Source organism: Amnibacterium sp., from assembly GCF_051956055.1.
GTDB lineage: Bacteria > Actinomycetota > Actinomycetes > Actinomycetales > Microbacteriaceae > Amnibacterium.
In genome coordinates this window covers 1-11,815 of the sequence record NZ_JBQCGC010000025.1, presented here as the reverse complement: position 1 = coordinate 11,815, position 11,815 = coordinate 1, and the positions used below count along the sequence as shown (strand labels likewise).

Genomic DNA, 11,815 nt, shown 5'->3' with positions numbered 1-11,815 from the left:
ACCACGCGACCGCCGTCGACGACCACGATCTGGTCCGCGTCCACCACGGTCGACAACCGGTGCGCGATCACGATGGTCGTGCGCCCCTCCGCCGCCGCGGCCAGCGAGTCGCGGAGCAGCTGCTCGTTCCGGCCGTCGAGGTTCGACGTGGATTCGTCGAGCAGGAGGATCGGGGCGTCGGCGAGCAGCGCCCTCGCGATCGCGAGCCGCTGCCGCTCACCGCCAGACAGCAGCACCCCCTCCTCCCCGACCTGGGCGTCCAGGCCGTCCGCGTGCTTCAGCACCGTCGAGCGCAGGTTCACCGCATCGAGCGCACGGAGGCAGTCCTCGTCCGTCGCGCGCGGGGCGGCGAGGACGAGGTTGTCCCGGATGGTGCCGGCGAGCGCGGGCGCGTCCTGCTCGACGTAGCCGAACTGGCTCCGGAGCACGTCTCGGGGCAGCCGTCGAAGGTCGACGCCGCCGAGCCGCACCGCACCCGCGTCCACGTCGTAGAAGCGCTCGAGCAGTGAGAGCATCGTGCTCTTGCCCGCCCCGGACGGCCCGACCAGCGCCGTGCGGGTGCCGCGCGGCACCGCGAACGAGACGTCGTGCAGGACGTCCACCCGCTCCCCGTCCGCACCGCGGTAGGAGAACGAGACCCCCTCGAACTCGACCGCGGGCGCCGCGGGGTGGCCGCTCTCGATCGCGCCGTCCTCCGCGTCCTCCGCCGTCTCCGACTTCAGCTGCAGCACCTCGGTGATCCGGCCGAGCGCGCCGAGCGCGCTCGCCACCGAGCTGGCCGCACCGAACGCGCTCCCGAGCGGCATCACCATCAGGAAGAGGAACAGGAGGAAGGCGACGAGGCTCCCGATCCCGATCGCGCCGGACGCGACCCGGAAGCCGCCGACGCCGATCACGACGAGGAACGCGAGGTTGAGCGTGAGCGACGCGATCGGGACAACGGGAGCGGACGCCTTCGCGACGTCGATGCCCGCGCCCCAGGCGCGCTGCGCCCCCCGCAGCACGGATTCCGTCTCGCGCTCCGTGGCGCCGGAGGCGCGGATGGTGCGCACCGCGGAGATGGACCGCTCGACGTCGGCCGTGAGCGCGCCGACCGCGTCCTGCTGCCTGCGGCTCGCGACGCGGATCCGGCGCGCGAGGCCGCCCACGACGACGATCGCGAACAGCACGATGACGACCGTGAGCCCGAGCAGCACGGGGTCGAGCAGCGCCATCCCGATGAGCGCGCCCACGAAGGTGAAGGCGCCGCCGACCGCATCGACGAGCCCCTGCGTCATGACGGCGTAGAGGAGCGTCGTGTCCGTGCCGACCCGCGCGACGAGATCGCCCGTGCGCCTCCGGTCGAAGTCGGCGACCGGCAGGCGCAGGAGGTGCCGGATCAGCCGCGTCCGCGCGGAGAGGACGACCGAGGTCCCGGTGCGCTGCAGGAGGTAGTGCTGCACCCCCGACACGACCGCGCCGATCGCGACGATCACCGCGACCAGCGTCACGTCCGCGGCGAGCGGCTGCGCGTGCTGCACCCGCGTCACGACCTGTTCCACGAGCAGCGGCTGCGCGAGCGACAGCCCGGCGCCGATGATCGAGAGCACGATCACGACCGCGATCGGACCGCGGTGCTCGGCGAGGTACGGGAGGAGGTCGCGGAACCGGGCGCGGGGACCCTGCTCCCTGCTCCGGCGGGAGAAGCCGCGCCGGGGCGCGGCGGCGGTGCTGGTGGTCATCGACATCCATGATCCTCGCCCGCGACGGGGGCTCCGCGCGGGGAGGAGGTCAACGGCGGCCGTAGCGCTGGTGCACGGCCTGACGGGTCACACCGAGCATGGTCGCGATGAAGGCCCAGGAGGTGCCCGCGACGCGCGCCCGCCGCACGGCGATCGCCTCCGCGCGGTCGAGCTCCCGGCGCTGCTGCGCGATCCGGCGCAGCACCTCGAGCGGGTCGCCGGACTCGGCGGCGGTGACGGTCACGGCGTCCTCCTCGGGCATGTGTCAACTGTAGTTGACACCGTTCCCTCCGCAGTGTCAAGCCGGCTTGACGCGCGTGTGTCTCTGGGGGACTGCGCGGGTCAGCGCACGACGGCGATGGGTCCGGTCGCGGGAGCGCCCATGGCCCTGGCGATGCTGCGGGCGGTGGTGAGCACGGCGGGAGCGAGCGACCGCTCGGAGTGCGGAGCGCCGCTGATCGCGACCGCGGCGACCGGTCCGTCCGCACCCACGATCACGGGTGCCGCGACCGACACGGTGCCCGTCTGCTTGCTGCGCAGCTCGAGATGGCCCTGCCGTCGGGCGACCTCGATGGCCGTGCGCACGCGCTCCGTGACCCCGGGCGCGGCGTCCCACCGCCGCTCGAACTGGCCGCTCTCGAGCACGGCGTCCACGAGGGCTGCCGGTGCGTGCGCGAGGAGCACGAGACCGCCGCAGGAGGCGTGCGCGGGGGCGCGGGTCGGCGCCCGGCTCGGCACCTGGCCGTCCGCCCGGTCGACGGTCACCGACTCGCCTCCGTCGAGGACCACGAGCTGCACGGGCTGCCCGGTCACGTCGGCGAGGTCCTGGAGGTAGGGGTGCGCGACGTCCTCCGGGGTGAGGTCGCGGGGTGTGAGCGAGACGAGCTCCTGGACGTGCGGGCCGATGCGGAACCGTCCGGAGGGCAGCCGCTCGAGCAGCCGCTCGTTCACGAGCTGCCCGGCGAGCCGATGTGTGGTGGTGAGCGGGAGGTCGGCCCGATCGGCCAGCTCGGTCAGCGACAGCTCGGGACCCTCCGCGCCGGCGAAGGCGTCGAGCACGCCGACGGCACGACCGAGCACCGACCGATCGCGCTCTTCGGTATCCGGGTCCAGGGGTCGCTCCGATCTCCGTCGATCCTCGCGAGTCTAGGAGGAGGTAACGGTTTGATGACAAGTCGATGATGCATCACCAGGACGGTCGGTGGTGCATTCCTCGATATCAGAGCGGATTGACGCCGAACGCGGTGGCGAGCTTCTCGATCTTCTGCGCCCTCCCGAGGCGGGGGAGATCGCTGCCGTCCCGGATCACCCGGCCCCGCGCCTCGAAGTCCGCGAGGAAGTCGCGGGCCCACGCCACGTCGGACGGGGTGGGGCTGATGACCTCGTTGATCACCGGCAGCTGCCCGGTGTCGAGGCAGAGCTTGCCGGTCATGCCGAGCGCGACGGTCATCTGCGACTGCTCGCGCAGCACCGGATGGCTGGACCCCACGGTCGGACCGTCGATCGGGCCGGGGAGGTTGCCGACGCGCGAGGCGACGACGAGGCGGGATCGCGGGTAGGCCATGGCGAGGTCGTCGGCGCTGGTCCCGGTGTCGCGGCGGTAGTCGCCGCTGCCGAACGCGAGCCGGAACGCACCGCGCGCGCACGCGACGGAGACGGCGGCCTCGATCCCGACCGCGGACTCGATCAGCGGGAGCACCGGGACGGCGCCGCCCAGGCGGTCGAAGGTCTCGGTCACGTGCTCCGGCGCCTCGGTCTTGGCGAGGAGCACGCCGTCGAGGCCGGGCACCTGGGCCAGGAGGGCGACGTCGTCGGACCAGAACGGGGTCGAGCGGTCGTTGATCCGCACCCACGCGTGGTTGCCCGCCGACAGCCAGTCGATCACGGACTCGCGTGCGACGTCCTTCTTCGCGGGGTCGACCGCGTCCTCGATGTCGAGGATGATCTGGTCGGCGCGCGAGGCCCGCGCGGCGTCGAAGGTGTCGGGGCGGTTCGCGTTCACCAGGAGCCAGGACCTGGCGATCTCGGGGTCGACGGTCCGGCGGCCGTGGCCGGTCTGGGGGATGCTCACTCGCGGCTCCGTTCCTCGGCCGCAGCGGCGACGGCCGCTCGGAACCGTACCGGAACGGCGCAGGGCGACGTCACTCGGACGAGGGGCGCCTCGTCGAGCGGATCACGCGCTCGGCCAGCCGGAGGCGCGCGAGCGCGGACGGCCCGCGCCCAGTCCTGGCGTGCAGCGCGCGGTACCGGAGCAGCGCGAACCCCGCCACGGCGAGCCCGGGCACGGAGATCGAGCCGATCTTCGGCGGCACCGACCTGGAGACGAGCTCGCCGGCCGACAGCACGAACGCCGCGGTCAGGAGCCCGTCGACGACGCGGTCGGCGATGCCGTCCGGGTCCCGCAGTCGCAGATCGGCGCCGCCCTCGCGGCGGATCTGCTGCAGGAGGGAGCTCACCTCGCCCGGCAGCGTCTCGGCCAGCCGCTCCCACGCCCTGCCGGTGCGGAGCGCGCGGCCGAACGCCTCCCTCGGGTCCAGCCGGCGGCGCGCGAGGTCGAGCGCGAACGGCCGTGTGACCGCCCGCAGGTCGATGTCCGCGCCGATGTGCGCGGCGAGCCCCTGCAGGAGCGTGATGACCCTGAGCACGAGTGCGATCTCGGCCGGGAGGGCGAGGTCGTGGCGCTGCACGACGGTGATCAGCCCCCTCGACAGCGCCGCGAGGTCGAGGGATCCGATGTCGCCCTCGAGGTGGTCGGTGATGAGCGACTCGAGGTCGCTCTGCACCTCACCCGCGTCGGTCCCAGGCGGAGCGTCCGTGATCGTGAGCAGCGCGTCGGTGCTCGCACGCGGATCGCCGCTGCCGATCGCCGCGACCAGGTCCTCGAGCTCGCGTCGCTTCGACGTCGGCAGCCTGGCGACGTCGCCGAAGTCGAGGATCGTGATGACCCCGGGAGTGAGCAGGAAGTTCCCGGGGTGCGGGTCGGTGTGGTAGATCCCGTGCCGGAACATCATCGTCAGGTAGATGCTCGCCGTCCGGGTCGCGAGCTCGTCGGGCGACCAGCCCGCCGCGCGGACGCTCGCGCCGTCCGACACGACGTGGCCGGTCATCTCCTGCATCGTGAGGACGGCCGCACCGGACCGCTCCGGGTACGGCCGCGGGATCCGGACGCCGCGGTCGTCGGCGAACATGGCCGTGAAGCGCTGCAGGTTCGCGAGCTCGTCGCGCAGGTCGACGGCGCCGCGCATGCTCCGGTCGAAATCCGCCGCCACGCCCGCGAACCGGAGCTGATGCGCGGTCGGGGACACCGCCTCCGCCCAGACCGCGAGCGCGTCGAGCAGCTCGAGGTCCTCGAGCACCCGGCGCCGCACGTGCCGGTGCAGCACCTTCACGACCACCGGGGTGCCGTCCGGCAGGGTCGCGCGGTGCACCTGGGCGACGGACCCGGAGGCGAGCGGCTCCGGGTCGAAGTGGGCGAAGAGCGTGTCGACGTCCGCGCCGAGCGTCTCGCGCACCGTCGCCTCCGCGTGCCCGGGCGGATCGGCCGGAACCCCGGAGCGCAGCAGCGCGAGCTCGGCCGCGATCTCGGCGCCCACGATGTCCGGCCGCAGGCTGAGCAGCTGGCCGAGCTTGATCGCGGTGGTGCCGAGCTCGGTCAGCGCCCCCCGCAGGCGCTCACCGGCCGACTCGCTCGCGAGCTCCGGGTCGGCGAGCCGATCGGCGAGCGAGCGCACCACGCCGAGCCGCGGACCGCCCGCGGTCTCGAGCTGGGTCGCGATCGAGGCGAAGCCGTACCGGCGCAGCACGCCGGCCACCTCGAGGAGCCGGTCGCGCCTGCTGACGAGCACGCCGAGCAGGTCGAGGTCCGCGTCGACGTTCACGGCGCACCGCCGACGCCGAGGAGGAAGGTCGGCGCGGGCGTCCGTGCGACCGGGCCGGGGGTGCCGAACGTCCCGTCGGGACGGAACGGGAGGTCCGTCACGGTGCCGGAGCGCTCGTTCGCGACGAGCAGCCGGTCGCCGTCGACGACGTGGTGCCGCGGCCAGCTGCCACCGGTGAGCGCCGACTCGACGGGGACGGGGACGCCGTCCGCGCCGAGCGCGAGCAGGGCGATGCGATCGCTTCCGCGCAGCCCCGCCGTCAGCCGGGCGCCGGCGAGGGTCATCCCGGCCGCCTGATCGCCCCGCACCGGGTCCGTCGTGAGGGGCACCGACGCCCGGACCCGCCGGCCGGGCAGGTCGAGCACGTGGATGCGGCAGTCGTGCTCGCCGAGCACGAGCACGTCCCCGTTCGGGAGGGCCAGGAGGTCCCGCGGGCCGGTCCCTGCGGGCAGCGCGACGGCGCCCTCCCAGACGTACCCGTCGCCGACGGGCCGGTGGATGAGCACGCGGTCGGTGCCGAGGTCCGCCACGAGGAGCAGCCCGTCGGATTCGAGCACGGCGTGGGCGTGCGGCCCGTCCTGGGCCGGGTGGGGGCCGTTCGGTGCGGGCTCCGGGTCCGGCAGCGCGTGTGCGGGCCCGGGCAGCCCGTCGGCGTCGAGCGCATGCACGCTCACCGCCCCGTCGCCGTAGCAGGCGGCGAGCAGCAACCGGCCGTCCGCGACGAGGGCGAGATGGCACGGCGCACGGCCGGCGACCGGCACCCGCGCCACGACCGCGTCCCCACGGATGGCGACGAGCGCATCCCCGCCCTCGTCGACGGCGTAGAGCAGGTCCTCGTGCACCGGGGACGCGAGGAGGTAGGAGGGGTCGGGCGTCACGACCGCGACCGGCGCGCCGGCGGCGCCCAGGCGGCGCACGCCGCCGTCCTCGTCGTGTCCTCGCGTGTAGCCGCCGACCCAGTACGTCGTCACCCGCTCATCCTGGCCCGATCCCGGCGCCGATTCGAAGGACGTTCCTCCCCTCGCGACCCCTTCGTCGTTCAGGAGATTTCGGCGCGCCGTCCTCGAATCTCCTGAAGGACGAAGGGGGTACCGCGTGAGCCGCGCGAGCGGGAGGAGGGGAGCCGGAGCCGCGTCAGTCGTGCTTCAGGGACGGGTACTTCCGCTCGACGTTGCGCCGCACCTCCTCCTGCTCGGCCTTCGTGCCGTGCTGGGCCACGCGGGCGAGGGCGTTCCTGGCGTGATCGATGTCCTCGATCGGGTACTTGCGCTCGTCGGGCAGCCCGAAGTTCGAGTCCTTGATGTGCTTGCGCGCGTTCGTGTCGAGATCGGCCATCCCGGCACGGTAGGAGCGGAGGGTGACCGCCGGCTGGTCGTGGGACGAGCGGTCACTGGACGATCGGCCGCCCTCGCGCACCGACCGTGGCGCGGAGGCGCGCGATCGCCTCCGCGACGGGCAACGGGGTGAACGGGATGCCGGCGGCCGGTGCCTTCGCCAGCGCCGGACCGTAGCGGGCCATGGCGCCGATGTCGTGCGGCACCGCCTCCGGTCGCAGGCCGACGAGGTGCGGACGGGCGCCGTGCGCCCGCACGACACGGGCGAACGCGGCGGGGCCGACCGCGCCGGGGGAGCGCGCGCCGTGCTGGAAGAGCATGAGGTCCACGTCGGCGTACGCCTCCGACGCCGTGAGGTGGTGCTCGAGGGATGCGACGGCGTCGCGGACGGGGAAGTACGTCCAGAACGGGACCCGGCCGAGCTCGATCGTCCGCCACGGATCGCCGAGCACGAACGAGGGGACGATGAGGCGGTCCCCGGTGCCGCCCCGGTCGCGGGTCCAGGCGCGGAGCGCGACGGCCACCGGATGCGCCGCCTCCTGCGGGCCGTCCACGGTGATCCGCACGACCGGGTGGCCGTGCGAGACCGCCCAGTGCTCGACGGCGGCGGTGAAGGAGGGGTCCGCACCCCATTCCGCCTCCGGCGCCTCGTCGTCAGGAGGCGGCGTGTGCGGCCGTGCCAGGTGCTGCTCGGGATCGAGGCCGCCCCGGCCCCCCGCCTGGAACACGTGCCGGGTGCCGACGCGCGTGACGGGCCACCTGGACGTGTCGTCGACGAGCAGCACGGGGGCGCCGGGTGCCAGCCGGTCGCCGAGGAACGAGACGTATGCCTCCGGCAGCATGCTCCACTTGGTGCGGAAGTACGCCATCCGCGCGACCATGAGCTCGTCCTGGGCGGCGTCGTGCATCTGGTGCAGCGTGATGCCCGGATTGGCGTCGAGCAGGCGCGGACCGACCCGCTGCCCGAACTCGAGCGCACGGTCGGGCCGGTCCGCCGGACCGACGTGATGCACCGGGATCAGCACCGTGCCGGGCAGCCACGGCACCTGCATCGCCGCGGCGAGATGCGCGAGCGCGCCGTTGCTGGACCCGACGAGGGCCGCCGGGAAGCGGCCGCTCGGGTAGGCGTCGGCGAACGACGCGGCGACCCGCTGCATGTCGACGTCGCCGAGCCGGGCCGGGTCGATCCCCTCCGCGCCACCGATCCGGGCGTAGATGCGGCGCAGGACGGGCCAGGGCAGCCGACCGCCGACGCGGGCGGCCGAGGCGAGGGGAGCCGGGTTGCCGAGATGGGGGAACGGCCGCTGCTCGAGGGCCGCGACGGTGGCGGCGTGCAGCACGCTCGCGGAGTCGAAGGAGGCGACGACGTCCTCGGGGTCCAGGCTCATCGGATCAGCTCCTCCACCAGGTCGGCGAACGCGGTCGTGTCGTGATACGGCCAGGAGTGCGGGGCGCCGGCCAGGTCGATGAGCCTGCCGGAGGCCGCGCCCGCGAGCCCGGCAGCCCAGGAACGGCGCCCGAGCGGGTCGAACTCCGCGTGCGCGACCACCACCTCCGCGTCGACCGCGGGAACGAGGCGCTCGAGCGGTGCCGTCCGCAGTGCGGAGCGGAGCCCGGCGACGATCCGCGGGCCGCCGGCCCGCGTCCAGTCGGCGGCCTGCTCCCGGAGCGGAGGATCCGCGGCGCGCGGGTCGCCGCGGACCCATCGGCCCAGCAGCCGCCCCCACGAGCGGTTGACCGGGTCGACGGTCGGGCTGACGAGCAGCAGGCGTCGCACGGTCGGTCCGGCATCGACGGCCCCGGCCGCTGCGGCCTGCGTGCCGACCGACAGCCCGACGAGCAGGTCGACGGGCCCGACCTGCTCGAGACGCCGTGCGAGCCGGGTGCCGTAGCGCTCGAGATCCGCCGGGGAGCCCCGCCAGGCGGGCGCGGGTGCGAGGTCGACGCGGTGGCCGCGGGCGGCGACCGCCGCGACGGCGGGCTCCGCGTAGGTTCGGACGGCGAGTCCGGGCACGATCACCACGCGCGCCATCAGCACCTCCCGCATCGACCGTGTCGACCGTCAGTCAACGCGGCCGATGCTGGGAGGCGCTCAGGTCCGCGGGCGGGGGGTGAGCCGTTCGAGCTGGGTGACGTGGCCCGGTTCGAGCTCCTCGATGGTGTGGGCGCCGAGGAGCTTCATGGTGCGCACGCTCTGGTCGCTCAGGATGGCGATAGTGCGGTCGACTCCGGCGCGGCCGCCGGCCATCAGGCCGTAGAGGTAGGCGCGGCCGATCAGGGTGGACTTCGCGCCGAGGGCGATCGCGGCGACGATGTCCGCGCCGTTCATGATCCCGGTGTCGACCAGCACGTCGGTGTCGGCTCCGACCTCGCGGACCACCTCCGGGAGCAGGTGGAACGGGATCGGGGCGCGGTCGAGCTGCCGGCCGCCGTGGTTGGACAGCACGATGCCGTCGACGCCGAGGTCGGCGAAGGTCTTCGCGTCCTCGAGGGTCTGCACGCCCTTGATGGCGAGCTTGCCGGGCCACATCTCGCGGATGATGCGAAGGTCCTCGAAGCTGATGGTCGGGTCCATGGCCATGTCGAGCAGGTCCCCGACGGTGCCTCCGGTGTCGGAGAGGGACGCGAACTCGAGCTTCTCGGTGGTGAGGAAGTCGATCCACCACCACGGTCTCGGCAGCGCGTCGAGGATCGTCTTCATGCTCAGCTGCGGGGGGATGGAGAACCCGTTGCGCTTGTCCCGGAGGCGCGCGCCGGCGACGGGGGTGTCGACGGTGAAGAACAGTGTCTCGAACCCCGCGCGGGCCGCCCGTTCGACGAGTCCGTAGGAGATCTCCCGGTCCCGCATCACGTACAGCTGGAACCAGTTCCGACCGTTCGGGTTCGCGGCCTTCACGCCCTCCACGCTCGTGGTGCCGAGGGTGGAGAGCGTGAACGGGATCCCTGCCGCCCCGGCAGCGCCCGCGCCGGCGGTCTCGCCCTCGGTCTGCATGAGGCGGGTGAACCCGGTGGGCGCGATCGCGAACGGCAGCGCGGACGGGGCCCCGAACACCGTCGTGGTGGTGTCCACGGCCGCGACGTCCCGCAGCACCCGGGGGTGGAACTCCACGTCCCGGAACGCCTGCCTGGCCCGGCGGATCGAGATCTCCGCCTCCGCGGACCCGTCCGTGTAGTCGAACGCGGCGGCCGGCGTGCGCCGCTTCGCGATCCTCCGCAGGTCCTCGATCGTCAGCGCCGCCTCCAGCCGCGCCTTCTTCCGATCGAGCTGCGGCTTCTTGAACCGCAGGTACTCGAACACGTCGACGGGCTTCGGGAACTGCCGCTGCACCATGTGGTCAGCCTCTCGCGCTCGTGCGCACGGCGTATGTGCGCGGGGGGAAGGAACGGGCGATCACAGCACGCAGGGACTCGAGGTCGCCGGTCATGAGTCCGTGGGTTCGGGCCTGCACCAGCAGGTTGCCGATCGCCGTCGCCTCGACCGGGCCGGCGACGACCGGCACGCCCACGGTGTCCGCGGTGAGCTGGCAGAGCAGCGCGTTCTGCGCGCCTCCGCCGACCAGATGCACCCGGCGGATGGGGCGCCCCGTGAGCCGCTCGATGTCGCGCACCGCGTCCGCGTACGCGTTCGCGAGGCTCTGCAGCACGCCCCGCACGAACTCCGGGATGGAGGCGGGGACCCGCGAGCCGCGCTCGACGAGCAGGGCCTCGATCCTGGTCGGCATGTCGCCCGGCGCGAGGAGACGGGGGTCGTTCACGTCGAAGGTCGGGACGTCCGCCGGGGCCTCGGCGGCCTGTCTGAGGAGCGCGCCGAGCTCCTGCTGCTCGCCGACCTGCTCCCACGCGCGCACCGACTCGGAGAGCAGCCAGAGCCCCATCACGTTCTTCAGGAAGCGGGTGCGGCCGTCGACGCCGCCCTCGTTGGTGAATCCTGCGGCTCGCGCGGCCTCGGACGTGATCGGCGCGGTCAGCTCGGCGCCGACGAGGGACCACGTGCCGCAGGAGATGTACGCGGCGTCGTCCCGCGTCATCGGCACACCGACGACGGCGGAGGCGGTGTCGTGCGAGCCGACCGTGGTGAAGCGGACGCGGCCGGGGATGCCGAACTCGGCGGCGATCTCGGGCAGCACCGGACCGAGTGCGGTGCCCGGGTCGACGAGGTCCGGCAGGAGGTCACGGCGCAGCCCGAGGCGGGGGAGGAGCGCGAAGTCCCAGTCGGGTCCGCCGACCTCCAGCAACCCCGTGGTGGACGCGTTCGTCCGCTCCGCGACGCGGGCGCCCGTCGCCCAGAAGCCGAGCAGGTCGGGGATGAGCAGCATCCGCTCCGCCTCGTCGAGCTCGCCTGCGGCGGCGGCCGCGGCGAGCTGGAACACGGTGTTGAACGGCAGGTGCTGCAGCCCGTTGCGGCGGAACAGCTCCTCCGGCGACACGGCGGCGTGCACCCGCGCGACGCCCTGCTCGTTGCGGGCGTCCCGGTAGTGGAAGGGGTTCCCGAGCAGCCGGTTCCCGTTCAGGAGGCCGTAGTCGACGGCCCACGAGTCGATGGCGGCTCCGATCAGTCCCTCGTCCGCACGGGCCACTTCGCCGAGCCCGCGCATCGCGGCGGTGTACAGGGACAACACGTCCCAGTGGAGGCCGTCCGCGAGCCGGACGGGCGTGTTCGGGAAGCGGGCGACGGGCCGCAGCCGGAGCGCCCCGTCCTCCAGCTCGCCGACGATGACGCGCCCGGAGGTGGCCCCGAGGTCGATGGCGGCGACGGAGGTCATCCCGCGCACCTCCCTTCGTGGGTGGGGAGTAAAAGGCGCGCGGGCGCCCCGTGTACAGAAAGACCGACGGTGGGGGGGGGGGGGTGAGGTGGGGGGGCGGCCCGGCCCCCCCCGCCGGC

Annotated in this window: 11 protein-coding genes; all 11 read right to left on the bottom strand. The window is 73.9% G+C overall.

Annotated elements, in window-relative coordinates; genetic code table 11:
* The coding region (locus ACTHLI_RS03685) for an ABC transporter ATP-binding protein (protein WP_440181576.1) at positions 1–1,721 on the bottom strand (1,721 nt) is incomplete at its 3' end.
* 49 nt (positions 1,722–1,770) lie between these two features.
* Positions 1,771–1,983: a hypothetical protein gene (locus tag ACTHLI_RS03680; protein WP_440181574.1), complete on the bottom strand. Its 213-nt coding sequence runs from the start codon at positions 1,981–1,983 to the stop codon at positions 1,771–1,773.
* Positions 1,984–2,063: 80 nt separating this feature from the next.
* Entirely contained in the window at positions 2,064–2,801 is a 738-nt protein-coding gene (locus tag ACTHLI_RS03675) for an IclR family transcriptional regulator (RefSeq protein WP_440181573.1), read from the bottom strand.
* A gap of 139 nt (positions 2,802–2,940) precedes the next feature.
* The gene (locus ACTHLI_RS03670) at positions 2,941–3,786 is read right to left on the bottom strand and encodes an HpcH/HpaI aldolase/citrate lyase family protein (RefSeq protein ID WP_440181577.1); all 846 of its coding nucleotides are present in this window, start codon (positions 3,784–3,786) and stop codon (positions 2,941–2,943) included.
* Positions 3,787–3,862: 76 nt separating this feature from the next.
* Complete coding sequence (locus tag ACTHLI_RS03665; protein WP_440181572.1) at positions 3,863–5,599, bottom strand: ABC1 kinase family protein; 1,737 nt, start codon at positions 5,597–5,599, stop codon at positions 3,863–3,865.
* Complete coding sequence (locus ACTHLI_RS03660; RefSeq protein ID WP_440181571.1) at positions 5,596–6,570, bottom strand: lactonase family protein; 975 nt, start codon at positions 6,568–6,570, stop codon at positions 5,596–5,598. Before ACTHLI_RS03660 ends, ACTHLI_RS03665 begins: the two co-directional genes overlap by 4 nt.
* Before the next feature lie 163 nt (positions 6,571–6,733).
* Positions 6,734–6,934, bottom strand: a complete 201-nt coding sequence (locus ACTHLI_RS03655; protein ID WP_440181569.1) for a DUF6582 domain-containing protein — start codon at positions 6,932–6,934, stop codon at positions 6,734–6,736.
* 52 nt (positions 6,935–6,986) lie between these two features.
* Positions 6,987–8,321 carry a hypothetical protein gene (locus tag ACTHLI_RS03650; protein ID WP_440181568.1) on the bottom strand — a complete coding sequence of 445 codons (1,335 nt, stop codon included), beginning with the start codon at positions 8,319–8,321 and terminating at the stop codon, positions 6,987–6,989.
* Positions 8,318–8,980 carry a hypothetical protein gene (locus ACTHLI_RS03645; protein ID WP_440181567.1) on the bottom strand — a complete coding sequence of 221 codons (663 nt, stop codon included), beginning with the start codon at positions 8,978–8,980 and terminating at the stop codon, positions 8,318–8,320. The genes ACTHLI_RS03650 and ACTHLI_RS03645 overlap by 4 nt, the downstream gene beginning before the upstream one ends.
* Before the next feature lie 45 nt (positions 8,981–9,025).
* Positions 9,026–10,264, bottom strand: coding sequence for an alpha-hydroxy acid oxidase (locus tag ACTHLI_RS03640; RefSeq protein WP_440181566.1), 1,239 nt, complete (start codon positions 10,262–10,264; stop codon positions 9,026–9,028).
* A 4-nt stretch (positions 10,265–10,268) separates the two neighbouring features.
* Entirely contained in the window at positions 10,269–11,696 is a 1,428-nt protein-coding gene (locus ACTHLI_RS03635) for a rhamnulokinase (RefSeq protein WP_440181565.1), read from the bottom strand.
* Between the last annotated feature and the right edge of the window lie 119 nt (positions 11,697–11,815).